Origin of the sequence: Streptomyces luteolifulvus (genome assembly GCF_008806595.1) — a bacterium.
GTDB classification, from domain to species: domain Bacteria; phylum Actinomycetota; class Actinomycetes; order Streptomycetales; family Streptomycetaceae; genus Streptomyces; species Streptomyces luteolifulvus.
Genome location: NZ_VZRB01000011.1, coordinates 126,685 through 153,471, shown reverse-complemented (window position 1 = coordinate 153,471; position 26,787 = coordinate 126,685). Strand labels below are relative to the sequence as shown.

Here is a 26,787-nt window from a genome sequence, read left to right as displayed (position 1 = left end):
CCGCACAGCCCGGCCGGACAGCAGGCCCCAACAGGCCCCGACCACCCGGCGACACCACACGCCCCCGCCGAACCGCACAGCCCCACCGGACCGACTGCCCCTGCGCGACCGGGCCACCGGACAAAACCCCACGCCCCCGCAGGAGGGCACACCCCGGCCGAACCGCACAGCCCGGCCGGACAGCAGGCCCCAACAGGCCCCGACCACCCGACGGAACCACACGCCCCCGCCGAACGGGACCACCCGGCCGGACCGCACGCCCCCGCCGAACCGGACCACCCGGCCGCACCGCACGCCCCCGCCGAACCGGACCACCCGGCCGCACCGCACGCCCCCGCCGAACCGGACCACCCGGCCGCACCGCACGCCCCCGCCGAACCGGACCACCCGGCCGCACCGCACGCCCCCGCAGGAGGGCACGTCCCGACAGGCCCGCACAGTGCGGCCGATTCACACGCGTCGACACGACCGCGCAATCCGGCGGAGCCGGAAACCCCAGCCGGGCCTGCCGAACTGCGCCTCGCGTCCGCCCCGGCCGGCGCCCCCCGCCCCTCCCTGGACCCCGCCCGTCGGCTCTTCCTCCTGCCGTCCGGCGGGGACGTGCTCGCCGTCGGCCCTCAAGTCGCCGTTGCTCACCGTCTCGCCCTCATCTGGGGCGGGCTCGCCGGTGCCGCTCAGGCGCTCGGGGTCGGGCAGGCGCTGCTCGACAGGACGGTCGCGTATGTCAAGCAGCGAACGCAGTTCGGGGTTCCCGTCGGCTCCTTCCAGGCCGTCAAACACCGGCTCGCCGATGCGAAGATCGCCCTGGAGTTCGCGCGCCCCCTGATCTTCGGTGCCGCGCTGACGATGGCTCCGGCCGACGTCGCGGCCGCCCGGCTCACGGCCTGCGAGGCGGCGTATGCCACCGCCCGCACGGCTCTCCAACTGCACGGCGCGATCGGCTACACCGCGGAGTACGACCTCTCGCTCTGGCTGGGCAAGGCCCGCGCGCTGCGCACCGCCTGGGGCGATCCCCGGTCGGCCCGGGCCCTCGTCCTCAGTGACGCGAGTCGCCGCTGGTGATCTCCCGGTACTCCTCCGCCGACGGCTTGGCGATCCGCGCGCCGGATCCGAACATGGCCCGCGCCAGCCGCGCGCGCACCCGCTGCGAGGTCCTGACCCGCCGCCGTACACCGTTCGCGTCGACGAGCGGCCCGATCTCGTACGGCGGGTTCTGCTCGTGCTGGGTCAGAGTGAACAGCCGGCTCTGCGGAAGGGGTTCGTGCTGCTCGACGTACTCGCCGTTCGGGAGCCGTTTGACGGTGCCGGTCTCCCTGCCGTGCAGCACCTTGTCCCGGTCACGGCGCTGCAGCCCGAGGCAGATGCGTTTGGTGACCCAGAAGGCCAGCACCGGCAGCACGAACACGGCGACCCGCACGAACCAGGTGATCACATTGATCGACAGATGCAGATGCGTGGCGACGATGTCGTTGCCGCCGCCGATCAGCAGCACCGCGTACAGGCTCAGCCAGGCGACGCCGAGACCGGTGCGGACGGGCGCGTTGCGCGGCCGGTCCAGGATGTGGTGCTCACGTTTGTCGCCGGTGATCCATGCCTCCAGGAAAGGGTAGAGGCCGAGCGCGAGCAGGATCAGCGGGAAGAGCGAGAAGGGAATGAAGACGCCCAGTGCCAGGGTGTGGCCCCAGGCGTTGATCTCCCATCCCGGCATCACCCGGATCAGGCCCTCGGAGAAGCCGAGGTACCAGTCGGGCTGGGCGCCCGTCGTCACCAGGTCCGGACGGTAGGGCCCGAAGGCCCACACGGGGTTGATGCTGGCGAGGCCGCCCATCATCGCCAGCACACCGAAGACGAGGAAGAAGAAGCCGCCGGCCTTGGCCATGTAGACCGGCAGGAAGGGCATGCCGACCACGGACTTCTCGTCGCGGCCGGGCCCGGGGTACTGGGTGTGCTTGTGGTAGAAGACCAGGATCAGATGGGCGACCACCAGGCCCAGCATGATCCCCGGCAGCAGCAGGACATGGATCGGGAAGAGCCGCGGGATGATGTCGTGCCCCGGGAACTCGCCGCCGAACAGGAAGAAGGACAGGTACGTCCCGACGATCGGGACGGACAGGATCGCGCCCTGGGCGAAGCGGATGCCGGTGCCGGAGAGCAGGTCGTCGGGGAGCGAGTAGCCGGTCAGGCCGGTGATGATGCCGAGCATCAGCAGGGTCCAGCCGAACAGCCAGTTGAGTTCGCGGGGCTTGCGGAACGCGCCGGTGAAGAACACCCGCATCATGTGAACCAGCATGCCGGCGACGAAGACCAGCGCCGCCCAGTGGTGGATCTGGCGGATCAGCAGCCCGCCGCGCACATCGAAGCTGATGTCGAGCGTGGACTCGTACGCCCTGGTCATGATGACGCCGTTGAGCGGCTCGTAGGAGCCGTGGTAGACGACCTCGGTTCCGCTCGGCTCGAAGAACAGCGTGAGGTAGACGCCGGTGAGGATCAGGATGAGGAAGCTGTAGAGGCAGACCTCGCCCAGCATGAAGGACCAGTGGTCCGGGAAGACCTTGCGCATATTGGCCTTGGCCAGCCGGTACAGGCCGAGCCGTCCGTCCGCCCAGTCGGCGATCCTCTCGCCCGCGGCGGGCGGGTCCCTGCGCGCGGAAGCCCCTGCGGTGTTCCCCGGTCGTGCGCCGTCCATACGTCGTCGCCTCCCCGTCGGATCACCCTCAGGGTGACACGGCGGTACGGCTGAGCCAACGGGGCCGGCACGGTCTACGGCCGCACGATGCCCTGCGCCCGCGCGGCCGCCAGCCACTGCGGGAACTCGCCCACCAGCCGGTCGTACAGCTCGGCGTCGGAGACCTTCCGCGGATCGGCGCCGGCGTGGAAGAACCCGGCGTTGTCGACGGCCCGCTTGCCGGGCACCGCCAGCTCGTCGAGCTTGCGCAGGAAGTCGAACTGCTTGCTGCCCGGGTCCCCGAATCCGATGAACTGCCAGAACAGCGGCAGCTTTGCCGCCTTGCACAGGAACCGTTCCGCGGCGAGCTTGTTGATCGGCCCGCCGTCGGTCTGGAAGACGACGAGGGCGGGGTCCGTGGACCCGCTGTCGAGGTAGTGGTCGATGACGGCGTCCATCGCCAGGTGGTAGCTGGTCCTGCCCATGTGCCCGAGCCCGGCCACGATCCGGTCGATCCGCCCCCGGTGGCCGGCGAGGGCGATCTCGGTGACGGCGTCGACGTCGGTGGAGAAGAACACCGCCGGGACGGTCCCGTCGTCGTCGAAGTGCGCGGACAGCCCGAGCACCCGGTCGGCGAGCGCCTGCACACTGCCGTTCTGGTAGTAGGGCTTCATGGACCCCGAGTAGTCGACCACGAGATAGACGGCGGCCCGCTGCCCGTCCAGCCCGTGCTTCGTGAGGGACACCCCGGCGGTCTTGTAGAGGTTCACCAGCGCGGGCGCGGTCTCCTCGACCTTGCTGAGACTGATCGCGGCCATCTGGACTCCCCCTGGTTCACCGGCGACGGAACTGCCGCCGAGAGTACGTCACTCCTGCCCCACCTCCCGCTCCTCCCATAGGCGTTCGCTATTTTGTTCGCCGCCGTCCCCAGCCGGCTCACCATTCGTCCCGTCCCCCGCGAGGAGCCGGCCGTGGAGTCCGAGTCCACCGTCACCACCTGCTACCGCCACCCCAAGGTGGAGTCGTATGTCCGCTGCACCCGCTGCGACCGGTACATCTGCCCGGACTGCATGCGTGAGGCGGCCGTGGGCCACCAGTGCGTGGAGTGTGTGAAGGAGGGGGCGCGGTCGGTGCGCCAGGCGCGCACGGTGTTCGGCGGCCGGATCACGGTGGCGCCCCTCGTGACGTATGTGCTGATCGGGCTGAACGTGCTCGCGTACCTGGGCGAGCTGGTGCGTCCGGCGCTCGTGGACCGGTTCGAGATGCTGGGGGCGATGCTGGTGGGGCCGGACGGTGGCTCCTACCACTGGCAGGCGTCGTATCCCGCGGACTTCCACGCGGAAGGCGTCGTGGCCGGCGAGTGGTACCGGCTGCTGACCGGCGCGTTCCTGCATCTGCCCGCCACCGAGGGCACGTTCGGCATCCTGCACATCGTGATGAACATGATGGTGCTGTGGAACCTGGGCCGGGTGGTGGAAGCGCAGCTGGGCCGGGTCCGCTACCTCGCGCTGTATCTGCTGTCGGCGCTCGGCGGCTCGGTCCTGGTGCTGCTGATCTCGCCCGAGGACCACACCGTCGGCGCGTCCGGCGCGATCTTCGGCCTGGGTGCCGCGTACTGGGTCATGGCCCGTCGCCTCGGCGGCGACATGAACTCGGTCAACCGCTTCATGGCGGGCTTGCTGCTGTGGCTGGTGATCTCCGCGTGGGCCACCTCCTGGGAAGGGCACCTCGGCGGTCTGCTGGCCGGCGGGGTGGTGACGCTGGCGTACGCGTACGCACCCCGGGACCGGCGCCGCGACCTGGTCCAGGCCGCGGCGTGCGTAGGTCTGCTGGTGCTGTTGGCGGTCCTGTCCGTCGGCAAGGTCACGGGGCTGACGGGCTGAGCATCCTCAGCGCCCGCCCCACTTCTTCCGCAGCACCTCCTCCGCCGGCTTCCCGTGCGGGGTGTAGGCGAGCTTCGCCGGTGTCTCCCCGCTGTCCGGCCAGTCGTCCCACATCCACCAGCACACCCCGGCCCACCAGCGCCTGCCCGTGAAGGATTCCAGGAGCGCCCGGTAGGCGGCGGCCTGTTCCGCGTTGCCGGTGCGCCGGCTGATGTGCCAGGCGTACGGGGCGGTCGTCGCGCCCTGCTGGCTGACATAGCCCGCCTCGGTGAACAGGATCCGCCGGTCCTCGCGCCGGGCGTAGGCGGCCAGTTCCTCGCGGATCGGTTCCCAGGCGCGGCGCAGCCGGGCGGTGTCGTGCGTGGCCGTTGCGGACAGGGGCCAGTAGGCGTCGATGCCGATGAGGTCGAGTTCCTTCCAGAAGGGGATCCCCTCGTACTCGTCGTAGTTGGCGGCGTAGGTCAGCGGACCGTCGTAGTGGTCGCGGACCGCCTTGATGACCCGGGTCCAGCGGGCGTGGTCGCCGGAGACGCCCGCGAGTTCGGTGCCCACCGCGAACTGTTCGACGCCGGTGTCCGCCGCGAGGTCCGCGTAGTGGGTGATGAACCGCCGGTACGTGCCGAACCAGGCGTCCCGGTCCCGGGGGCGGATCTCGGCGCGGTCGGCGTCGCCGGGCAGGTCCACATGCGGCTTGAGCATCACCTTCAGGCCGGCCGAGTGCGCGCGGCGCACGATGCGTCTGAGGCTCGTGTCGCCGGCCGTCTCCTCGGTGCGGTGCAGGGCGGTGTCCGTGCGCCGCTTCTGGTACCAGGTCGGGGTGAAGGTGACCCAGCGTGCCCCGGTCGCCCTGATGTCCCGGAGATAGCGGCCGGCGGCGGGGCTGTCGTAGTCGGTGCGGGACCAGGAGGGCAGGGTGATGCCGCGCATCTGCGAAGTTCCCGCGGCGGGGCCGCCGGGGCGCGACGCGCTGGTGCCGTCGTCATGGCCCCGCGCCGTGCCGTCGGTCATGCAGCCGGTGACGGCGAGGAGGACCGCCGCCATGGTGGCGACGGTCCCCCTGCTCATGCTCCGGACCCTCACAGGCTCGTCGGGCTGACGAAGGTGTAGCCCAGCGCCTTGATGCCGTCGATCGTGTCCTTCAACGGCTGGACCGGGAAATACGGGTGGTAGAAGAAGCTGGCGACCCCGTCCCGGACGGCGAGATTGGCCTTGGCCGAGGCGACGAGATCGGCCGGCAGGCGCGGCGGATGATTGTTGTATTCCTCCGGCTCGTAATTCCCGATGTTTTCGGGAAGTACTTTCGTCCCGTACACATCACGCACCACATACGGGAAGAACTGTCCGATGAAACGGTTCGGATCCGCCGAGGCGCCGCTGAGGGTTCCCGCGAAATACAGCGAGCGTTCGAGCCGGGCCGAGAAATTCGAACTGAATACCTTGTAGTCGGTGGCCGTTCCCGCGTAATGCGGGGTGGTCCACAGCGCCGGCTTCGGCAGGCCCGCCGCCGTGAACACGGCGAGCGCGCTGGTGACCCGGCTCTGGGCCAGGGCGGCGGAGTCGCCGGGGACCGGGCCGTCGTAGACGACGTTGTTCGAGGCGTCCACGTGCGCGCGGTAGAACTCGAAGTCGTCACCGGTCACCCCGTTGTAGGGGTTGGCCACGTTGCCGTACTGGTGCGTGTAGCCGTGGTTCATCAGCACCGCGCCCCTGGTCAGCATGTACTTCAGCGCGTTGACCAGCTGGGGCCGCTGCGCGAGCGTGATCGTCTCCGGGACGCCGTTGTTGTAGGCGCCGTTGGGGTCCGTGTAGACCGGGATCACGTTGATGCCGTACGGGATCTGCTGCGAGAAGAGGTAGTCGGCGATGGACCGCAGCTCGGCGGGATCCGAGTTGGGGCTGATGTCCTCCAGGCGCACGATCGCACGGTGCCGTTCGGCGGTGGCCGGGGCCAGGGCGTCGAAGAGCAGGTCCTCGAAGACGATGACGCGGTCGCTCTCGGAGACGTAGGCGAACGGGATCTCACCGATGTAGGTGAGGTTGGACGAGCGCACCGCCCAGCCGAAGGTGTGCCCGTTGGAGGAGTCCAGTCCCTCCGCGAGCCGGGTGACGGCCGGATATCCGGGCCCCGTCAGGACGTTGGGGCGCAGCACACCGCCGTCCTGTCCGGCCGGAATCTTCCGGGTGAGCGTCTGGTTCTTGTACGTCACCTGCGTCACGGTGCCGACCGACCCGCCGTCCTCGTAGTACGACGTCGTGGGGTCCCAGCCGTACTTCTGGGTGAACTGGGCTACGCCGACGGCGTTCGCCATGTTCCAGATGTTGGCTCCCATCCAGGTCACGGGCTTGGTGGTGGCCAGCGCGTCCTGGTAGAAGGCGGCCGGGACCGCGTCCGGGACGTCGCAGCAGTAGTAGGTCGAGCCGATGTAGACCACGGCCGTGTACGAGTTGAGCATGCCCGCGGTGTACTGCGAGACGGGCTTGGCCGTCACGGTGCCGAAGTGGCCGGCCAGGTTGGCCGCGGCCATCGCGTAGAGCTCGCCCAGGTGGCCGTAGGGGCCTGCCGTGTCGTAGAGCACGAGCGCGCTCGGGTCGGCCGCGGCGGCCACGTCGGCCGGGGCCGGCAGGTTCGCCTGACGGGTCACCGCCGCGGCGGAGGCGGGCCGGGACGTGGCCGCGCCCAGCAGGGTGTCGGTCGCCGCGACCACGGTGCTCACTGCGGCGCGCGGCCGGTCGTGGCGCGCCCGGTCGGCCTTGAGCTGGGCCTTGGCCCAGCCCTTGAGGTCGACGCGGTTCAATCCGGACCGGGTGCCGACGGTTTCGCCCGGGTGCCGGTGGTCACCCCCGGCGGCCTGGGCGCCCGCGGCGAGGAACGTGCCGCTGAACAGGGCCGCGACGAGCAGCAGCAGAATGGAAAGCCTCGGGATTCCTCGGCCCCGAGGACGGGTCACTGGTCTCACAATGTTTCCCCCCACTTTGCCAATCATTGACAAAGGCTTTTGCCAGCAAGAAGGCACTGATTCTTGTGGGCGATCAAGAAGGGTGTCAACGGGGCGCAGGGTGAATTCCGGGATTGCCGAATGCGCCCCATCAACCCCATCAGATGATCACACTTATCCGTTTTCCGGATCCTCTTCTGAGCCGGCCCGGGGGTCTGCTAGGTTCACCTTCGCGCGATGGGGACGCGCGGTGAAAAGTGTGGGGGGACAATGTACGGACGACCCGCTCTGGGGGCCCTTCTGCCCCTGGCAGGGGCGATGGCCGCGCCGGAAGCAGTGCCGGGTCTACCTTTGGCCAAAGCCCTGCAGGCAACGGCCGGAGCCGGATTCCTGCTCTACTGCCTGACGGCCTGTCTGATACTGCTGGCCCGGACCCGGATACGGCGGCGCGCACCCGGAGTTCCGGCGAACGCGCAGGTCAGATCCGGGAGCGGCCATGATCATTGAGCTGCTCCTCTGGTCGAGCATCACCTTGATCGTCATGGCCGGCTGTTACAACACAAGCCTGTTCCTGCTCTCCCGACGCAGAATTCGGCGTTCCAGAACGGAGCGCCGGGAACGCTTCTACGTATTCCTGCTGGCGTGTCTCAATGAGGAGAAAGTGCTCTCCGAAAGCCTGGCGCGTATCACCTCGCTGCCCGCCGGGAATTTCATGGCGCTGGTCATCGACGACGGGTCGGACGACCGCACCGCCGAGATCGCGCTGGCAGCCGACCCACGGCTGGTCCGGGTGCACCGGCGCACCCCGCCGAACGCGCGCCGGGGCAAGGGCGCCGCACTGAACGACGGGGTGCGGCACCTCAGGGAGTCCGGGCTGCTCACCGGCCGCGATCCCGCCGATGTGATCCTCTGCGTCGTCGACGCGGACGGGCGGCTCGACCCGCACATCGTGCAGTCGGTCGACCCCTTCTTCGACGACCCGCGTACGGGCGCGGTCCAGGTCTGCGTCCGTATGTACAACCGGCACCTGGGACTGCTCGCCCGTATGCAGGACATGGAGTTCGTCGTCTACGGCGACGTGTTCCAGAGCGCGCGCCGCTTCATCGGCAGCGTGGGCATGGGCGGCAACGGGCAGTTCATGAGGCTGTCGGCGCTCAACACGCTGAACGCCATGGATGGCGCCGGCCCATGGAGCGACAGCCTCACCGAGGACCTCGACCTCGGAGTGCGGCTGATTTCCAAGGGCTGGACCAACCAGCACTGCACCACCGCCGCGGTCTCCCAGCAGGCCGTGCTCAGCCTGCGGCGCCTGGTCCGCCAGCGATCCCGCTGGTTCCAGGGCCATCTGCAGTCGGCCGGTCTCGTCCCGCTCATCCTGCGGGACGTGCCGGCCCGGGCAGCGCTCGACCTCCTCTACCATCTCTCCAGCCCGGTGCTCATCCTGCTCACCTCGCTGCTGCCCGTGTCCTTCCTCGTCGCCCTGGGCGCCACCACCGTGGCCTCCGTCCAGGTGGGACACCCGCTCGTCTCGCCCATGTGGCTGCTCGGCCCGTATCTGCTCTCGTTCACGGCCGCCTACGCGTACGGCTTCGTGTACGCCAAGCGGGAGCGGGACCTCGGTCTGGTGCGCTCGGTGCTGCTCGCGCATGTCTTCGTCTTCTACGGCTACATCTGGTTCGCCGCCGGCTGGTGGGGCTTCGCGCGGATGCTCACCGGCAGGCGCACCTGGCTGAAGACCGCGCGCACCTGAGGTCTCCGCGGGCGTACCACGCCCGCCTCCGTGTCGTACGTGCGCCTCGTATCTCTCCTTACTTCTCATCTTCACTTCTCATCTTCACGCGGTCCGGGGGGACCGCGCATGCCCAAGGGGGGCACCATGTCCACTCACACGTCAGTCGTGCCCGTACGCGCCATGCTGGTGCTCGGGACCCGGCCGGAAGCGATCAAACTGGCGCCGGTGGCGCGGGCGATGGCGACCGGCACCCAGTTCGAGCCGCTCGTCGTCACCACCGGCCAGCACCGCGAGATGCTGCACCAGATGCTGGACCTGCTGGGCGTCGACGTCCGGGTCTCGCTCGACGTGATGCGCAGCCGCCAGGAGTTGTCGGACCTGACCGCCCGTCTGGTGGCCGACCTCGGCGAGGTGATGCGCGAGCAGCGGCCCGACCTGGTCGTGGTGCAGGGGGACACGACCACCGCGCTGGCCGGCGCCCTGGCCGCCTTCTACGAGAAGATCCCGGTCGCCCATGTCGAGGCCGGACTGCGCACCGGCGTCATCGACAACCCCTTCCCGGAGGAGCTCAACCGCAGCCTGATCGGGCGCATCGCACGCTGGCACTTCGCCCCGACACCGCGTGCGGCCCGGCATCTGACGGACGAGGGTGTTCCGCAGGAGCAGGTCTTCACCACCGGCAACACGGTGATCGACAACCTGCTGTGGGTGCTGGCCGAGGGCACCGGCAACTCCGCGTTCCGCACCGGCGCCCGGCGCATCCTGGTCACCCTGCACCGCCGGGAGAACCAGGGCGAGCGGATGCGCGGCATGGGCCGGGCGCTGCGCCGGCTCGCCGGGCGCGGGGACGTGGAGATCGTGCTGCCCCTGCACAAGAGCCCGGCCGTCCGGGAGGCGCTGCTGCCCGAACTCGAAGGCCACCAGGGCATTTCGCTGGTCGAACCGCTCGGGTACGTGGACTTCGCGGCCACGCTCGCAGAGTGCGACCTCGTCCTCACCGACTCCGGCGGCATCCAGGAGGAGGCACCGAGCCTGAGCAAGCCGGCGCTGGTCCTGCGCACCACCACCGAGCGCCCCGAGGCGGTCGAGGCCGGTGCCGCCCGGCTGATCGGCACCGATCCGGAGACCATCGTGGACGCCGCCGGGGAACTGCTCGACGACGCGGCCCAGTACCGGCGGATGGCGGGCGCGGGCAACCCGTTCGGCGACGGGCGGGCCGCCGCACGCGTCCTGGCCCAGCTGGCCGAGGACTTCGCCGCCGATGTGCCGGTCACCGTGAGCGCCCCCGGGCCATACTCGACTGCATGACACCGCCACTCCTGCGCCCCCGCAGACGGATCCCTCCGGTTCCGCGGGGGCGCAGGGGCCGGGCCCTTGCCGCCGTGGCACTGGCTCTCGCGCTGACCGCCGTCCTGGCGGGCACGCTGAGCCGGTGCCAGTCGGAGAAGGCCCCACCGCTCAGGCCCTGGGCCGACGGTTCGACGCACGGCCGCTGGTTCTCGGTGTTCAACGGCCACGGCACCAACGCGGGCGACGACGACGCGCTGACCCTGTCGCCGAGGCGGGCCGAGGACCCGGGCACCACCCACGCCGGGCTGGTGGTGAGCACCGCCTCGTACGCAGACCTGCGCTACGACGCCCGGATGCGGACCGAACGGCAGCTGCGCGACCCCGACCCGAACCCCTGGGAAGTGCCCTGGCTGGTCTGGGCGTACACCGACCCGGAGCACTTCTACTACATCACCCTGAAGCCCAACGGCTGGGAACTCGGCAAACGGGACCCGGCGTATCCGGGCGGCCAGCGCTTCCTGGCGACGGGGCACGAGACGTATCCGGTCGGCCGATGGTACGCGGTGCGGGTGGAGCAGCGGGGTGCGGTGCTCGTCGTCCGGGTGGACGGGAAGCGGCTGGTGACCTTCACGGACACCGAACGGCCGTACACGGCGGGGAAGGTGGGGGCGTACACCGAGGACGCGTCCGTGAATTTCGAGGGGCTGAAGGCGAGTGCGCGCTGAAAGGCGGCGGCGCCTGCCCAGTCCGGTCGGGGACTGTGGGCAGGCGCCGTCTGTGTTCCGTACGCCTTTGTACGGGACGTTCTTGAGGTGCCGTCAGACCATCAGCGAGCGGTCCGTCGGGCGGATCGGGGCCGGCAGATCGCTGGCGCCGGTCAGGAAGCGGTCGACGCCACGGGCGGCCGAGCGGCCCTCCGCGATCGCCCACACGATGAGGGACTGGCCGCGGCCGGCGTCACCGGCGACGAAGACACCCGGCACATTGGTCTGGAAGTCGGTGTCGCGGGCGATGTTGCCACGCTCGTCGAGGTCCAGGCCGAACTGGTCCACCATGCCGTTCTCCCGGTCCGTGCCGGTGAAGCCCATGGCCAGGGTGACCAGCTGGGCGGGGATCTTGCGCTCCGTGCCCGGCTTCTGGGTCAGCTTGCCGTCGACGAACTCGACCTCGACCAGGTGCAGCCACTGGACGTTGCCGTCCTCGTCGCCCTCGAAGTGGGTGGTGGAGACGGAGTAGACCCGCTCGCCGCCCTCCTCGTGCGCGCTCGTCACCTTGTAGAGCATCGGGAAGGTCGGCCAGGGCTGGGCGACGGGGTTCCGCTCGTCGTTCGGGCGGGGCATGATCTCCAGCTGCGTGACCGAGGCAGCGCCCTGGCGGTGGGCGGTGCCCACGCAGTCCGCGCCGGTGTCGCCGCCGCCGATGACCACGACATGCTTGCCCTCGGCCGAGATCGGAGCGGTGACGTAGTCGCCCTCCTGGACCTTGTTGGCCAGCGGCAGGTACTCCATGGCCTGGTAGATGCCGGTCAGCTCACGCCCGGGGGCCGGGAGGTCACGGGCGGTCGTTGCACCGGCGGCGATGACGACCGCGTCGTACCGCTTCTTCAGGTCGGTCGCCTTGAGGTCGCGGCCGATCTCGATGCCGGTGCGGAAGCGGGTGCCCTCCGCGCGCATCTGCTCGATACGGCGGTTGATGTGCCGCTTCTCCATCTTGAACTCGGGGATGCCGTAGCGCAGGAGGCCGCCGACGCGGTCCGCGCGCTCGTACACCGCGACCGTGTGGCCGGCCCGCGTGAGCTGCTGCGCGGCGGCCAGGCCCGCCGGGCCCGAGCCGATGACCGCGACCGTCTTGCCGGACAGGCGCTCCGGGGCCTGCGGGGCGACGTCACCGGTCTCCCACGCCTTGTCGATGATCGAGACCTCGACGTTCTTGATGGTGACGGCCGGCTGGTTGATGCCGAGCACACACGCCGACTCACAGGGAGCGGGGCACAGGCGGCCGGTGAACTCCGGGAAGTTGTTGGTGGCGTGCAGCCGCTCGGAGGCGGCCCCCCAGTCCTCGCGGTAGGCGTAGTCGTTCCACTCGGGGATCAGGTTCCCCAGCGGACAGCCGTTGTGGCAGAACGGGATGCCGCAGTCCATGCACCGGCTGGCCTGCTTGCTGATGATCGGCAGCAGGGAGCCGGGGACGTAGACCTCGTTCCAGTCCTTGAGGCGCACCTCGACCGGGCGGGACGTGGCGACCTCGCGGCCGTGGTTGAGAAAGCCCTTGGGATCAGCCATGGGTCGCCGCCTCCATCATCTTCTCGGTGATCTCGGTCTCGGAGAGACCGGCTCGCTCGGCGGCGTCCTTGGCGGCGAGCACTGCCTTGTACGTGCTGGGGATGATCTTGCTGAAGCGGTTCACGGCCTCGTCCCACCCGGCCAGGAGCTTCTCGGCGACGGTGGAGCCGGTCTCCTCGGCGTGGCGGCGCACCACGTCGTGCAGCCACTGCTTGTCCGTCTCGTCCAGCGCCTCGACCGCGTCGAGGTTGCCGACGTTGACGTTGTCGCGGTCGAGGTCGATCACGTAGGCGATGCCGCCCGACATACCGGCCGCGAAGTTGCGGCCCGTCTCGCCGAGGACGACCGCGTGACCGCCGGTCATGTACTCGCAGCCGTGGTCGCCCACGCCCTCCGAGACCACCAGGGCACCGGAGTTGCGGACGCAGAACCGCTCACCGGTCCGCCCGCGCAGAAACAGCTCACCGCCGGTCGCGCCGTAGGCGATGGTGTTGCCCGCGATCGTCGAGTACTCGGCGAGGTGGTCGGCGCCCCGGTCGGGGCGGACGACGACCCGGCCGCCGGAGAGGCCCTTGCCGACGTAGTCGTTGGCGTCGCCCTCCAGGCGCAGCGTGACACCGCGCGGCAGGAAGGCACCGAAGGACTGTCCCGCCGAGCCCGTGAAGGTGATGTCGATGGTGTCGTCGGGCAGGCCCGCACCGCCGAACTTCTTCGTCACCTCGTGGCCGAGCATGGTGCCGACCGTGCGGTTGATGTTGCGGATGGCGACCTGGGCGCGGACCGGCTGGGCGTCGTTCGCGGAGTCCGCGGCCAGGGCGTCGGCGGCGAGCTTGATCAGCTCGTTGTCGAGCGCCTTCTCCAGACCGTGGTCCTGCGCGATCACCTGGTGGCGCACCGCGCCCTCGGGCAGCTCGGGCACATGGAACAGCGGCTCCAGGTCCAGGCCCTGCGCCTTCCAGTGGTCGACGGCACGGGTGACGTCGAGCACCTCGGCGTGGCCGACGGCCTCCTCGATGGAGCGGAAGCCCAGCTCGGCGAGGATCTCGCGGACCTCTTCGGCGATGAACTGGAAGAAGTTGACGATGTACTCGGCCTTGCCGGCGAACCGCTCCCGCAGGGTCGGGTTCTGGGTGGCGATGCCGACCGGGCAGGTGTCCAGGTGGCAGACGCGCATCATGACGCAGCCGGAGACGACGAGCGGCGCGGTCGCGAAACCGAACTCCTCGGCGCCGAGCAGCGCGGCGATGACGACATCACGGCCGGTCTTCAGCTGGCCGTCGGTCTGCACGACGATCCGGTCGCGCAGGCCGTTGAGCAGCAGCGTCTGCTGGGTCTCGGCGAGGCCGAGCTCCCAGGGACCGCCCGCGTGCTTCAGCGAGGTCAGCGGGGAGGCACCGGTACCGCCGTCGTGGCCCGAGATGAGGACGACGTCCGCGTGGGCCTTGGACACACCGGCGGCGACCGTGCCGACGCCGACCTCCGACACCAGCTTCACGTGGACGCGTGCGGCCGGGTTCGCGTTCTTGAGGTCGTGGATCAGCTGGGCCAGGTCCTCGATGGAGTAGATGTCGTGGTGCGGCGGCGGGGAGATGAGCCCCACGCCCGGCGTCGAGTGCCGGGTCTTCGCCACCCACGGGTACACCTTGTGGCCGGGCAGCTGGCCGCCCTCACCGGGCTTGGCGCCCTGGGCCATCTTGATCTGGATGTCGTCCGCGTTGACCAGGTACTCGGAGGTCACACCGAAGCGGCCGGAGGCCACCTGCTTGATCGACGAGCGGCGCGCCGGGTCGTACAGGCGCTCCGGGTCCTCGCCGCCCTCACCGGTGTTGGACTTGGCACCCAGCTGGTTCATGGCGATGGCGAGGGTCTCGTGCGCCTCCTTGGAGATGGAGCCGTACGACATGGCGCCGGTGGAGAAGCGCTTGACGATCTCGGAGACCGGCTCGACCTCATCGACGGGGATCGAGGGACGCCCCGGCTCACCGGACTTGAAGCCGAACAGGCCGCGCAGCGTCATCAGCCGCTCGGACTGCTCGTTCACGCGCCCGGTGTACTGCTTGAAGACGTCGTAGCGGGCGGTGCGCGTCGAGTGCTGGAGGCGGAAGACCGTCTCCGGGTCGAACAGGTGCGGCTCGCCCTCGCGGCGCCACTGGTACTCGCCACCGATCTCCAGCGCACGGTGGGCGGGCGCGATGCCGCTCGCCGGGTACGCCTTCGCATGGCGGGCGGCGACCTCCTTGGCGATGACGTCGATTCCGACGCCGCCGATCTTGGAGGCGGTGCCGTCGAAGTACTTCTCGACGAAGGCCTCGTCGAGGCCGACGGCCTCGAAGACCTGGGCGCCGCGGTAGGAGGCGACGGTCGAGATGCCCATCTTGGACATGACCTTCAGGACGCCCTTGCCGAGCGCGTAGATCAGGTTGCGGATGGCCTTCTCGGGCTCGATGCCCGGCAGGAAGGTGCCGGCGCGGACCAGGTCCTCGACCGACTCCATCGCCAGATACGGGTTCACGGCCGCGGCGCCGAAGCCGATGAGCAGGGCCACGTGGTGGACCTCGCGGACATCGCCCGCCTCGACCAGCAGGCCCACCTCGGTGCGCTGCTTGGTGCGGATGAGGTGGTGGTGAACGGCCGCGGTGAGCAGCAGCGAGGGGATCGGCGCGTGCTCGGCGTCCGAGTGGCGGTCCGACAGGACGATCAGCCGGGCGCCGTTCTCGATGGCGGCGTCGGCCTCGGCGCAGATCTCCTCGATGCGCGCGGCGAGGGCGTCACCGCTGCCGGACACCCGGTACAGACCCGACAGGGTCGCGGCCTTGAAGCCCGGCATGTCGCCGTCGGCGTTGATGTGGATGAGCTTGGCCAGCTCGTCGTTGTCGATGACCGGGAAGGGCAGGGTGACGCTGCGGCAGGAGGCGGCCGTCGGCTCCAGCAGGTTGCCCTCCGGGCCGAGGGAGGAGTTCAGCGAGGTCACGAGTTCCTCGCGGATGGCGTCCAGCGGCGGGTTGGTGACCTGCGCGAACAGCTGGGTGAAGTAGTCGAAGAGCAGCCGCGGGCGCTCGGACAGCGCGGCGATCGGCGAGTCGGTGCCCATCGAACCGATCGGCTCGGCGGCGGCCTTGGCCATCGGCGCCAGGATGACGCGCAGCTCCTCCTCGGTGTAGCCGAAGGTCTGCTGGCGGCGGGTGACCGAGGCGTGCGTGTGCACGATGTGCTCGCGCTCGGGAAGGTCGGAGAGCTCGATCTCGCCGGCCTCCAGCCATTCCGCGTACGGCTTCTCGGCGGCGAGCTGGGCCTTGATCTCGTCGTCCTCGATGATGCGGTGCTCGGCGGTGTCGACGAGGAACATCCTGCCGGGCTGGAGGCGGCCCTTGCGGACGACCCTGGAGGGGTCGATGTCGAGGACGCCGACCTCGGAACCGAGGACGACCAGGCCCTCGTCGGTGACCCAGTAGCGGCCGGGGCGCAGGCCGTTGCGGTCGAGGACCGCACCGACCTGGGTGCCATCGGTGAAGGTGACACAGGCCGGGCCGTCCCAGGGCTCCATCATCGTGGAGTGGAACTGGTAGAAGGCGCGCCGGGCCGGGTCCATCGAGTCGTGGTTCTCCCACGCCTCCGGGATCATCATCAGCACGGAGTGCGGCAGCGAACGGCCGCCCAGGTGCAGGAGTTCGAGCACCTCGTCGAAGGACGCCGAGTCGGAGGCGTCGGGCGTGCAGACCGGGAAGATCCGCTCGATGGCCTTCTCGTCGGAGCCGAACAGATCGGAGACGAGCTGGGACTCGCGGGCGCGCATCCAGTTGCGGTTGCCCTTGACCGTGTTGATCTCGCCGTTGTGCGCGATGAACCGGTACGGGTGGGCGAGCGGCCACGAGGGGAAGGTGTTCGTGGAGAACCGGGAGTGCACGAGCGCGATCGCGGAGGCGAAACGGCGGTCGGACAGGTCCGGGAAGAAGGGCTCCAGCTGACCCGTGGTCAGCATGCCCTTGTAGACGATGGTCCGCGCGGACAGCGACGGGAAGTAGACGCCGGCCTCACGCTCGGCGCGCTTGCGCAGCACGAAGGCCTTGCGGTCCAGGTCGATGCCCTCGCTGACGCCGTCGGTCACGAAGATCTGACGGAAGGCGGGCATCGTCGAACGGGCGGTGGCGCCGAGCAGTTCGGGGGCGACCGGAACCTCGCGCCAGCCGAGGACGGTCAGGCCCTCGTCCGCGGCAATCGTCTCGATCCGTGAGACGGCGTCGGCGGTGGCGTCCTCGGGCAGGAAGGCGATGCCGACGGCGTACGCACCCGCCTGAGGCAGTTCAAAACCGGCCACCTCACGGAAGAAGGCGTCCGGCACCTGGGACAGGATGCCCGCGCCGTCGCCCGAGTCGGGCTCGGAGCCGGTGGCACCGCGATGCTCCAGGTTGCGCAGAACCGTGAGCGCCTGCTCGACCAGCGCGTGGCTCGCCTCGCCGGTGAGGGTGGCCACGAAGCCGACGCCACAGGCGTCGTGCTCGTTGCGGGGGTCGTACATACCCTGCGCAGCAGGGCGAGCATCCATGAACGACCAGTTCTGGCCATTCGTGGAGTGCTGGGACGGCTGGCGCGGCGTACGCATCGGCTCTCCCGTCGTCGTCATCTGGCATATGCAAGTGCCGAGGGACGACGTTGGCCCTCTGCGTATGGTGAGAAATTTCGTGCAGGTTACATCATGGAGCGGTTCTCGGGAAGCGGATACTCCGTTCCAACATGCGGACGCCGCGGGGTGACGGCGGGGTACCGCACGGGGCGGTGAAAGCTATGGGGACCGAGGCGGACAGATCGGTGTCCGTCGGACCGGTGGCAGGGGGAGCGTCGTCGCCCATCCCACGGATGCGCGGCAGGCCTCATTGCCCACAGCGCTTACGGCTCATGCCCAGTGGTTAATCGTTCGAAACCAGTGAGTAACGGCTACTTATGCGGTCCCACGCATAAGTTCCGGACGGCCTATCCTACGGCCGTTCCGAACAAGCTGCCCAGGGCGTACGTCACACCGGCCGCCGCGCCACCGAGAGCGAGCTGCCGCAGACCGCTGAACCACCAGCTCCGCGCCGTCACCCTGGCCACCACCGCACCGCACCCGAACAGCCCCGCGAGCGCCAGCAGCACGGCGGGCCACAGCGCGACGGCTCCCAGGAGATACGGCAGCACGGGCAGCAGGGCGCCGAGCCCGAAGGCGCCGAACGACGACACGGCCGCGACCAGCGGCGAGGGCAGATCGCCGGGATCGATGCCGAGCTCCTCGCGCGCGTGTATCTCCAGGGCCTGCTCGGGGTCCTTCGACAGCTGGCGGGCCACTTCCCGGGCGAGCGCGGGCTCGACACCCCGGGATGCGTAGAGCGCGGCGAGCTCGGCCTCCTCGTCCTTGGGGTGCTTCCTCAGCTCGTGCCGCTCCACATCCAGTTCGGCCTCGACCAGCTCGCGCTGCGAGGCCACGGAGGTGTACTCGCCGGCGGCCATGGAGAAGGCGCCGGCCGCGAGCCCCGCGAGGCCGGTCAGAATGATGGCCTGACGGCCGACGGAGCCGCCCGCGACACCGGTCATGAGGGCGAGGTTGGAGACCAGACCGTCCATCGCACCGAAGACGGCGGGGCGCAGCCAGCCGCCGTTCACATCCCGGTGGGTGTGGTTGTCGCGGTGCGCCTCGTGCAGCGAGGCCTCGGTGTCGATGATCGCCATGCGGTCCCCCAGGAGAGCTTAGCCAAAGCTAAGTTTGGACAGTTTCTACTTTTCGACAATGCTCACCGTACGCCGTGACATTCCCTTCCGCCAGCAAGGAAAGGCTGGGCTAACCTGCGCTTTTACCCTTCTCCGCTCATCCGTTGCGACCCGCGCGCAAATGTCGACCGGGTGACTCCGGGGCCCATGAGGCTGCGGTGAACACCGTGCCGGGGGACAGTTCCGCAAAGGGATCCGCGAGGAATCCGCGCCCTTGAGAGGAGAGGCCGCGTATGGCATCGATCGCCTGCATTCCCTCCGTCCCGGCGCCCGGGAACGCCGCCGAACTCCGCGAACGGGCGCGCGGCGCGCTGCTCGGCCTCGCCGTCGGGGACGCCCTCGGGGCGCCGGCCGAGAACCTGAAGCCCTCCGAGATCCGCACCCGCTGGGGCCGTATCACCGGGTACGTCGCCGAGCACCCCGCGGGCACCGACGACACCGAGTACGCGATCTTCTCGGGCCTGCTACTGGCCCGGCACGGCTCCGCGCTGACCACGGCCCATGCGGAGGCGGCCTGGCACGAGTGGATCGCGGACCGCGCCGAAGGCCCCTTCCGCGGGGCGGGCTTCAGCGAGCGCGGCACGCTGGAGAACCTGCGCCGGGGACTGGCCGCCCCCATCTCGGCCCAGCACCGGCACGCCTGGAGCGACGGCCTGGCCATGCGTGCCGCGCCGTTCGGAGTGTTCGCGGCGGGCCGCCCCGCCGAAGCGGCCCGGCTGGTCGCCATCGACGGCTCGGTGAGCCACGACGGCGAGGGCATCTACGGCGGCCAGGCGGTCGCGGCGGGCGTCGCCGCGGCGATGGCCGGTGCCCCCACGGTCGCGGTCGTGGCCGCCGCCCTCGCGGTCGTCCCCGAGGACTCCTGGACGGCCCGCTCGCTGCGCCGGGCCGTCGCGGTCGCCCACGGCGGCGAACGCGCGGTCCGCTCCGCCGTGGTCATCGGCGGCTATCCATGGACCGACCTCGCCCCCGAGGCCGTCGCCCTCGCCTTCGGCGCGTACGCCGCAGCCGACGGCGACTTCAGGGAGGCCGTCCTCACCGCCGTGAACATGGGCCGCGACGCCGACACCACGGCGGCGGTGGCGGGCGCACTGGCCGGCGCGACCCAGAAGGCCTCGGCGATCCCGGCCGAGTGGGCCTCGGCCATCGGCCCGGTCCGCGGCAGATGCCTGCCGTCCATGGCCGGCCACCACATCCTGGACCTCGCGGAACTCCTGACACCGGACGAGACGGGGAAGTGGGGCGCGGACATCCTCGTGGAGGAGGTCGTCGAGGGCCTCGTCGGCGATCTCGTACACCGCGACGGCGGCCCACCACCCGAACAGACGGCGTACGTCCTGGCGGCGGACGAGGAAGAGGTACGACCGTGAGGCCGCGCCGCGCCAAGGGGCCGCGGCTGTGCCGCACGGCGAGCGTGAAGCGGGGCCAGGGGCCCACCCGCGAACTCCGACGACAAGGCGGCGGACCCGCACCCGACCCCGTCGTCCCCTTGACCCCCACACCCGACCACGAGGGGCAACCATGAAAACCCGCCCCACCCGGAAGCCGCCGAGGCCCACCGCAGACGACAAACCCGCCCGCGAACTCCCCTGCCTGCACGGCCGATCCGTACCCGGCCCCTCCCCCGAAGACGAGGTGCAGCCATGAGGCCCCGCCGGATCGAGGGGTTGTTGCTGGGGCTCGCCGCGGGTGATGCCGTCGGGTGGCCGGCCGCTCGGCATCGTGCGGCCCGGATGCCCGAGTGGACCCGGCGGCTCACCCGGGAGCTGGACACCTTCGCCGAGCAGAACGCGACGACCACCCTTCCCGTGCCCGTCGCGCTGAACCAGCCGCCGGAACCGCTGCGTCTCGGCCCCTCGGACGACGCCGAGTGGGCGGCGTTCGCGGCGGAGGCCGTCCTCAGGGCCGGCGACGACAGCGTGCTCGGAGACCTGAGCCGGGAGCGCCGTACCCGGGCAGCCATCGACCTGACCTGGAACGCCCTGGCGAGCGAGGTGGCCGCGGCAGCGGAACGCGCCCCCGAGATCGAGTCGGCCGTGCTGCCGCTGCGCGCCCGCATCTCCGTCCGGGCCGGACTCGGCAACCTTGCCGCGGGCCTCCGCCCGCCCGCCACCGGCCACGACAACCCGCACTACTTCGACGACGCCGCCTGCGTACGGGCCTGTGTCCTCGCCGTCGCCCACCCGGGCGACCCCCGGCTCGCCGCCGCCCTCGCCGAGTTCGACGCCCGCTACACCCAGGACGGCGACGGGGTGCACGGTGCCCGCGCCATGGCGGCGGCCGTCGCCCGGGCCCTCGCCGGCGCGAAGGTGGAGGAGTGCGTGGGGGCCGCACTCGCGGAGCTCCCCGAGGAGACCGAGATCGGCCGCAACGCCCGCGACGCGCTGAAGCTGGCCCTCGACGCGGAGAGCGCCTTCGCCGCGGTCCCGGCGCTGGAGCACCGGATCGTCGACCACGTCTACAGCTACGGCATCGCGGCCGCCGAGACGGTCCCGATCGCCCTGGCCCTGGCCACCGCGGCCGCCGGCCGGATCACGGAGGCGGTCCCCGCGGCCGCCTGCCTGTCCCGGGTCGCGGACTCCGCCCCGGCCCTGGTCGGCGCCCTGACCGGCGCGGTCGGCGGCGGCGCGGCCGTCCCCGAGTCCTGGCGGGACACCTGCCGCACCCTCTCCGGCTGTGTACTCCCCCGGCTCACCGGCACTGACCTGGTGGAACTCGCCGAACTCCTGGAAGCCGCACAACCGGCCCCACCAGGAGGATGATTCGGGGCATGACGCCCAAAGGAGATGAAAACCGAGCGGGAAGCCTGGAGGAGCGGATCACCGGAGCGCTCGTCGGAGCCGCCGTCGGCGACGCCCTGGGCGGCCCCGTCGAGGGCTACTCCCCCGAGCAGATCCTCGAACGCCACGGCGGCCGCGTCCACGGCATCGTCGGGCCCTGGAACGGCGACGCCTGGCGCACGGCCCGGCCCATCGCCCCATACCACAAGGGCGACGGCCACGTCACCGACGACACCTTGATGACGCATGCGCTGGTACGGGTGTACGCACAGGTCCGCGACCACCTCGACGCCTACGCGATCGCCGACCGCCTGGTCCCGGACCTGATGACGAACCCCCGCTGGATCCCGGAACTGCAGGCGGAGGCCCTCCCGTTGCAGCGGATCTTCCTGGCGGAGAAATGGCTGGTCGCGAAGCTCCACTACGGCCATGCCGACCCCCGCGAGGCCGGCGTCGGCAACATCGTCAACTGCGGTGCCGCGATGTACATGGCCCCGGTCGGCCTGGTCAACGCGGCCAACCCGGCGGGCGCGTACGCCGAGGCCCTGGATGTCGCCGGCGCCCACCAGTCGTCGTACGGCCGTGAGGCGGCCGCCGTCTTCGCGGCGGCGGTGGCGGCGGCGAGCACACCGGGCGCCACCCCGGACTCGGTGGTGACCGCCTGCCTCGGCCTCGCGAAGGACGGCACGAGGGCGGCGATCGAGACGGTCTGCGACGCGGCCGGCCGGTACTCGGACTTCGAGTCGGCACTCGGCCCGCTCCGGGAGGCGGTGGCACCGTACGACACGGTCGGCCCCGACTACCGAGCCCCCTCCCTGGCCGCCCGCCGCCCCTCCCGCCTGCACACGATCGAGGAACTCCCCGTCGCCCTCGGCATGTTGCTGGTCGCCCACGGCGACTACCGCCACACGGTGCTGGGCGCGGTGAACTACGGCCGCGACTGCGACTCGATCGCCACGATGGCGGGAGCGCTGGCCGGCGCCCTGGGCTCGCCCGCTCCCGAGGACTGGGCGAAGACGGTCGCGGAGGCCAGCCGCCTGGACCTGTGGGAACCGGCGGCGACGCTCACCGAGGTCACCCGGGAGATCTTCGAACGGGACGTCCGCCGCCGCCGGGCCCACGAGGCGGCGTTCGCCGAGCTCGGAGGCCCGAGATGCTCCGCCTGACCTGGGTCCAGCCGGAGGACCTCCTGGGCCACGAACTGCGCCAGGCGGCACTGGACGGGCGTGAGCCCTCGGCGATCGCGGCGAGATGGCGAGCGGCGGGCGGCCCGGACGCCCCGCTCCGCGCGGGCGCATCACCGGAACCGGCGTCGAGGTACCTGCGCCTGCTGGCGGAGGACTTGCTGGACGAACTGGCGGACCTGCCCAGCAGGTTGGCGGACAGCGAGCCGACGGACCTGCCCAGGATCAAGGCCTTGTGCCCGAACTGGCCGGCCCGCCCGGCTGCGGACCTGCGTGCCGCGGAGGCGGCGCCCACAAAGCCCGCCCGCCTGGAAGCCGCCTGGCTCGGCCGAGCCGTCGGCTGCCTGCTGGGCAAGCCCGTCGAGAAGCTCCCTCTGACCGGCATCCGCGAGCTCGCCAAGACCACCGGCAACTGGCCCCTCAACAGCTACTTCACCGCCCGCGGCGTCCCCGACGACCTCCTCACCGCATACCCCTGGAACCGCCGCTCCGCGCCCACCTCCCTCGCCGAGAACATCGACGGCATGCCCGAGGACGACGACCTCAACTACCCCCTCCTCAATCTCCTCCTGCTCCAACGCCACGGCGCCCACTTCACCACCCATGACGTGGCGCAACTCTGGCTCGACGAACTCCCCGCCGGGCGTACGTTCACCGCCGAACGCATCGCCTACCGCAACCTCCTCACCGGCCTGGAACCCCCGCGCACCGCACGCCACCGCAACCCCTTCCGGGAGTGGATCGGCGCCCTGATCCGCGCCGACATCCACGGCTGGACGCACCCCGCAGACCCGGCGGCAGCCGCGGAGCAGGCCCACCGGGACGCCACCCTCAGCCACACCGCCAACGGCGTCTACGCGGCGATGTTCACGGCCGCCGTCATCGCCACCGCGGCCACCGGTTCCCCCGACGTCCACACCTGTCTGCGCACCGGACTCACGGTCGTCCCCCCGGCCTCCCGCCTCGCCCGCGCGGTCCGTCACGCCGTCCGGCTGGCCGAGTCCCACGAGGACTTCGACACGGTCGTCGACCAGCTGCACACCGCCCACGGCCGCACCCACCACTGGGTCCACGCCGTCCCCAACACGGCCCTGATCGCCGCCGCCCTGACCCACGCGGACGGCGATTTCACGGGCTCCATCTGCCGTGCCGTCTCCGGCGGCTGGGACACCGACTCCAACGGCGCCACCGCCGGCGGCATCGCCGGGCTTCTCGCGGGCGGCCCCGGCGCACTCCCCGAGCGCTGGACGGCCCCCCTCAAGAACCGTCTGTCCACCACGGTCGGCGACTTCAACGGCATCGGTTTCGACACCCTGGCCCACCTCACCCACGAGCTCACCTCCCTGGAGGCACCGCGCCCATGACGCACATCGTCGTGCTCGGCAGCACGAACATGGACCTCGTCGCCTATGTCGAGAAGGCCCCGCAGCGCGGGGAGACCGCGACGGGGCGGGAGTTCCGTACGATCCCCGGCGGCAAGGGCGCCAACCAGGCGGTCGCCGCGGCCCGCGCGGGCGCCACCGTCTCGGTGATCGGCGCGGTCGGCAACGACGCCTTCGGCACCCGTCTGCGCTCCACCCTCGAACTCTCCGGCGTGAACACCGACCATCTGCGCACCACCGAGGGTCCCTCCGGTACCGCGCACATCGTCGTGGACGACGAGGGCGGCAACGCGATCGTCGTGATCCCCGGCGCCAACGGCACCGTCGACCATCTCGCCCCCGGCGACGAGGGCCTCATCGCCGCCGCCGACGCACTGCTCCTCCAGCTGGAGATCCCCCTGCCTGCGGTCGTCGCGGGCGCCCGGACCGCCCGCGCCCACGGCGTCCGTACGGTCCTCACCCCCGCCCCCGCCCAGCCGCTCCCGCCCGAACTCCTCGCCGCCACCGACCTGCTGGTCCCCAACGAGCACGAGGCCGCGGCGCTCACCGGCATCACCGACCCGCAGGGCGCGGCCACGGCCCTGCTCGACCGGGTGCCGGCGGTGGTCGTCACCCTGGGCGCGGCGGGCAGCCTGTACGCGGCCCGGGGCAGCGAACCGCTCAGCGTCCCCGCGCCCCGGGTCACCGCCGTGGACTCGACCGGCGCGGGTGACACGTTCGTGGGGGCGCTCGCGGTGGCGCTGGGCGAGGAACGCCCGATGCCCGAGGCCCTGGCGTGGGCGGCCACGGCGGCAGCGCTGTCGGTCCAGCGGGAGGGCGCGTCGGCGTCGATGCCGTACCGGTCCGAGATCGAGGCGCGGTTCACCGTATGACCACGGCTCCCCCGACCGGGCCCCTGACCGGTGTGCGCGTCCTCGACCTCGCCACCCTCTTCGCCGGGCCCCTCGCCGCCACGCTGCTCGGCGACTACGGCGCCGAGGTCGTCAAGATCGAGCACCCGGCGAAACCGGACCCCTCCCGCGGCCACGGCCCCTCGAAGGACGGTGTGGGTCTGTGGTGGAAACTCCTGGGCCGCAACAAGCGCACCATCACCCTCGACCTGTCGAAACCGGGCGGCCGCACGACCCTGCTCCGCCTCGCGGCCACGGCCGATGTGATCATCGAGAACTTCCGCCCCGGAACCCTGGAGAAGTGGGACCTCGGCTGGGAGGAACTGTCGGCCGCCAACCCGCGACTGGTCCTCGCCCGGGTCACCGGCTTCGGCCAGTTCGGCCCGTACGCCCGTCGCCCCGGCTTCGGCACCCTCGCCGAGGCGATGAGCGGCTTCGCGGCGATCACCGGCGAACCGGACGCTCCCCCGACGCTCCCGCCCTTCGGCCTCGCCGACTCCATCGCCGCGCTGGCCACCGCGTACGCCGTGATGACCGCGCTCGCGGCACGTGACCGCACCGGTGAGGGCCAGGTCGTCGACATGGCGATCATCGAGCCGATCCTGATGGTGCTCGGCCCGCAGCCCCTCTGGTACGACCAGCTCGGCCATGTCCAGCCGCGTACCGGCAACCGCTCCCAGAACAACGCCCCGCGCAACACCTACCGCACCGCGGACGGCACCTGGGTCGCCGTCTCCACGTCCGCCCAGTCGGTGGCGGAACGCGTGATGCGTCTGGTGGGCCGCCCGGAGCTGATCGACGAACCGTGGTTCGCGACGGGCGCCGACCGGGCCCGCCACTCGGACGTCCTCGACGAGGCGGTCGGCGCCTGGATCGCCGAGCGCACCCGCGAGGAGGTCCTCGCGGCGTTCGAGAAGGCGGAGGCGGCGGTGGCCCCGATCCAGGACGTACGGGATGTGATGACGGACCCTCAGTACCAGGCCCTCGGCACCGTCACCACCGTCGACGACCCCGAACTGGGCCCCCTGCGCATGCAGAACGTGCTCTTCCGCCTCTCCGCCACACCCGGCGCGATCCGCTGGGCCGGGCGCCCGCACGGCGCGGACACGGACACGGTCCTGACCGAACTCGGACTGACCCCGGCCGAACTGACCGCCCTGCGCACGGAGGGAGCCCTGTGACCACGGCGCCCCTCACCTGGCTGTACGCCCCCGGCGACCGCCCGTCCGTCGTCGCCAAGGCCCTGCTCGCCGGGGCCGATGTCGTCGTGATCGACCTGGAGGACGCGGTCGCCCCCGACCGCAAGGAGTACGCCCGCGCGGCCACCGCCGAACTCCTCGCCGAGCCGCAGCCCGTCCCGGTCCACGTCCGGGTGAACGCCCTCGACGGGCCGCTCGCCGACACCGACCTGCGGGCGGTGGCCGCCCTCCCGGGCGTGTCCGGACTGCGCCTGCCGAAGGTGACGTCGCCCGAGCAGGTGGTCCGCGTCGCGCAGCGCACGGCCGCGGCGGGCGCGGCAGGCCCGGGCACGCCCCCGCTGTACGCCCTGCTGGAGTCCGCCCGGGGCGTCGAGAACGCCCATGCGATCGCCGCCGCGCACGGGGCGTTGTGCGGCATCGCGCTCGGAGAGGCGGACCTGCGGGCCGATCTGGGCGTACGTGAGGACGCGGGCCTCGACTGGTCACGCTCCCGGATCGTGGTGGCCGCGCGGGCGGCGGGTCTCGCACCGCCGTCCCAGTCGGTCCACCCCGACATCCGCGATCTGGAGGGCCTGGCGGCCTCCTGTGCCCATGGCCGCGCCCTGGGCTTCCTGGGCCGCGCGGCCATCCATCCCCGTCAGCTCCCCGTCATCGAGCGGTCCTACCTTCCCACCGAGTGGGAGATCGAACAGGCGGAGACGATCGTGAAGGCGGCGATCAGGGAGCGGGGCGCCCAGGCGCTGCCCGACGGGAGGTTTGTCGATGCGGCGGTGGTGGCGACGGCGCAGCGGACGCTGTCGCTGGCACGCAGGCGGTGAGCGCGGG

At 71.2% G+C, this 26,787-nt stretch carries 18 protein-coding genes and 1 pseudogene; 12 read left to right on the top strand and 7 right to left on the bottom strand.

The features are described from left to right. Positions 1 to 510: 510 nt before the first annotated feature. Positions 511 to 1,062, top strand: a pseudogene (locus F7R91_RS18230) (acyl-CoA dehydrogenase family protein); the annotation flags it as partial. On the opposite strand, the gene qcrB reads toward F7R91_RS18230, so the two are convergent. After that, the gene (gene qcrB, locus F7R91_RS18225; RefSeq protein WP_150950066.1) at positions 1,037 to 2,686 is read right to left on the bottom strand and encodes a cytochrome bc1 complex cytochrome b subunit; all 1,650 of its coding nucleotides are present in this window, start codon (positions 2,684 to 2,686) and stop codon (positions 1,037 to 1,039) included. The pseudogene F7R91_RS18230 and the gene qcrB overlap by 26 nt on opposite strands. A gap of 74 nt (positions 2,687 to 2,760) precedes the next feature. Then, positions 2,761 to 3,483 (bottom strand): vWA domain-containing protein, encoded by a 723-nt coding sequence (locus F7R91_RS18220; protein ID WP_150950064.1) that lies wholly within the window; start codon positions 3,481 to 3,483, stop codon positions 2,761 to 2,763. Between the two features lie 153 nt (positions 3,484 to 3,636). On the opposite strand from F7R91_RS18220, the gene F7R91_RS18215 reads away from it, so the two are divergent. Beyond that, positions 3,637 to 4,548, top strand: a complete 912-nt coding sequence (locus tag F7R91_RS18215) for a rhomboid family intramembrane serine protease (RefSeq protein WP_150950062.1) — start codon at positions 3,637 to 3,639, stop codon at positions 4,546 to 4,548. 6 nt (positions 4,549 to 4,554) lie between these two features. Here F7R91_RS18215 and F7R91_RS18210 read toward each other — a convergent pair whose 3' ends face one another. Together F7R91_RS18210 and F7R91_RS18205 are read right to left on the bottom strand one after the other, a co-directional pair. Further along, positions 4,555 to 5,613 (bottom strand): glycoside hydrolase family 113, encoded by a 1,059-nt coding sequence (locus F7R91_RS18210; RefSeq protein WP_150950060.1) that lies wholly within the window; start codon positions 5,611 to 5,613, stop codon positions 4,555 to 4,557. 11 nt (positions 5,614 to 5,624) lie between these two features. After that, positions 5,625 to 7,496 carry a DUF2334 domain-containing protein gene (locus F7R91_RS18205; RefSeq protein WP_150950058.1) on the bottom strand — a complete coding sequence of 624 codons (1,872 nt, stop codon included), beginning with the start codon at positions 7,494 to 7,496 and terminating at the stop codon, positions 5,625 to 5,627. Positions 7,497 to 7,980: 484 nt separating this feature from the next. Between F7R91_RS18205 and F7R91_RS18200 the strand changes: the two genes are divergently transcribed. The 3 genes from F7R91_RS18200 (at position 7,981) to F7R91_RS18190 (ending at position 11,231) form a co-directional block, all read left to right on the top strand. Then, positions 7,981 to 9,234: a glycosyltransferase family 2 protein gene (locus F7R91_RS18200; RefSeq protein WP_150950056.1), complete on the top strand. Its 1,254-nt coding sequence runs from the start codon at positions 7,981 to 7,983 to the stop codon at positions 9,232 to 9,234. A gap of 126 nt (positions 9,235 to 9,360) precedes the next feature. After that, a complete protein-coding gene (gene wecB / locus F7R91_RS18195; RefSeq protein ID WP_150950054.1) occupies positions 9,361 to 10,524 on the top strand; it encodes a non-hydrolyzing UDP-N-acetylglucosamine 2-epimerase in 1,164 nt (387 codons plus the stop codon). Next, positions 10,521 to 11,231: a DUF1080 domain-containing protein gene (locus tag F7R91_RS18190; RefSeq protein ID WP_225320687.1), complete on the top strand. Its 711-nt coding sequence runs from the start codon at positions 10,521 to 10,523 to the stop codon at positions 11,229 to 11,231. Before wecB ends, F7R91_RS18190 begins: the two co-directional genes overlap by 4 nt. Before the next feature lie 93 nt (positions 11,232 to 11,324). Here F7R91_RS18190 and F7R91_RS18185 read toward each other — a convergent pair whose 3' ends face one another. The 3 genes from F7R91_RS18185 to F7R91_RS18175 all read right to left on the bottom strand — a co-directional run bounded on the left by F7R91_RS18185 (position 11,325) and on the right by F7R91_RS18175 (position 18,488). Beyond that, positions 11,325 to 12,788, bottom strand: a complete 1,464-nt coding sequence (locus tag F7R91_RS18185) for a glutamate synthase subunit beta (RefSeq protein WP_150950052.1) — start codon at positions 12,786 to 12,788, stop codon at positions 11,325 to 11,327. Further along, a complete protein-coding gene (gene gltB / locus F7R91_RS18180) occupies positions 12,781 to 17,388 on the bottom strand; it encodes a glutamate synthase large subunit (RefSeq protein ID WP_150950182.1) in 4,608 nt (1,535 codons plus the stop codon). The genes F7R91_RS18185 and gltB overlap by 8 nt, the downstream gene beginning before the upstream one ends. Positions 17,389 to 17,756: 368 nt before the next feature. Next, complete coding sequence (locus F7R91_RS18175; protein WP_150950050.1) at positions 17,757 to 18,488, bottom strand: VIT1/CCC1 transporter family protein; 732 nt, start codon at positions 18,486 to 18,488, stop codon at positions 17,757 to 17,759. A gap of 272 nt (positions 18,489 to 18,760) precedes the next feature. On the opposite strand from F7R91_RS18175, the gene F7R91_RS18170 reads away from it, so the two are divergent. From F7R91_RS18170 to F7R91_RS18140, 7 genes are all read left to right on the top strand, one after another. Next, the gene (locus tag F7R91_RS18170; protein ID WP_150950047.1) at positions 18,761 to 19,897 is read left to right on the top strand and encodes an ADP-ribosylglycohydrolase family protein; all 1,137 of its coding nucleotides are present in this window, start codon (positions 18,761 to 18,763) and stop codon (positions 19,895 to 19,897) included. Positions 19,898 to 20,170: 273 nt separating this feature from the next. Further along, positions 20,171 to 21,289, top strand: a complete 1,119-nt coding sequence (locus tag F7R91_RS18165) for an ADP-ribosylglycohydrolase family protein (RefSeq protein WP_150950045.1) — start codon at positions 20,171 to 20,173, stop codon at positions 21,287 to 21,289. 8 nt (positions 21,290 to 21,297) lie between these two features. Continuing rightward, positions 21,298 to 22,473: an ADP-ribosylglycohydrolase family protein gene (locus F7R91_RS18160; RefSeq protein WP_150950044.1), complete on the top strand. Its 1,176-nt coding sequence runs from the start codon at positions 21,298 to 21,300 to the stop codon at positions 22,471 to 22,473. After that, complete coding sequence (locus tag F7R91_RS18155; RefSeq protein WP_150950042.1) at positions 22,461 to 23,855, top strand: ADP-ribosylglycohydrolase family protein; 1,395 nt, start codon at positions 22,461 to 22,463, stop codon at positions 23,853 to 23,855. The genes F7R91_RS18160 and F7R91_RS18155 overlap by 13 nt, the downstream gene beginning before the upstream one ends. Continuing rightward, positions 23,852 to 24,745 (top strand): ribokinase, encoded by an 894-nt coding sequence (gene rbsK, locus F7R91_RS18150; protein ID WP_150950039.1) that lies wholly within the window; start codon positions 23,852 to 23,854, stop codon positions 24,743 to 24,745. The genes F7R91_RS18155 and rbsK overlap by 4 nt, the downstream gene beginning before the upstream one ends. Beyond that, positions 24,742 to 25,944 carry a CaiB/BaiF CoA transferase family protein gene (locus F7R91_RS18145; protein WP_150950037.1) on the top strand — a complete coding sequence of 401 codons (1,203 nt, stop codon included), beginning with the start codon at positions 24,742 to 24,744 and terminating at the stop codon, positions 25,942 to 25,944. The genes rbsK and F7R91_RS18145 overlap by 4 nt, the downstream gene beginning before the upstream one ends. Beyond that, positions 25,941 to 26,780, top strand: a complete 840-nt coding sequence (locus F7R91_RS18140) for an HpcH/HpaI aldolase/citrate lyase family protein (RefSeq protein WP_150950036.1) — start codon at positions 25,941 to 25,943, stop codon at positions 26,778 to 26,780. The genes F7R91_RS18145 and F7R91_RS18140 overlap by 4 nt, the downstream gene beginning before the upstream one ends. The last annotated feature ends 7 nt before the right edge of the window (positions 26,781 to 26,787 follow it).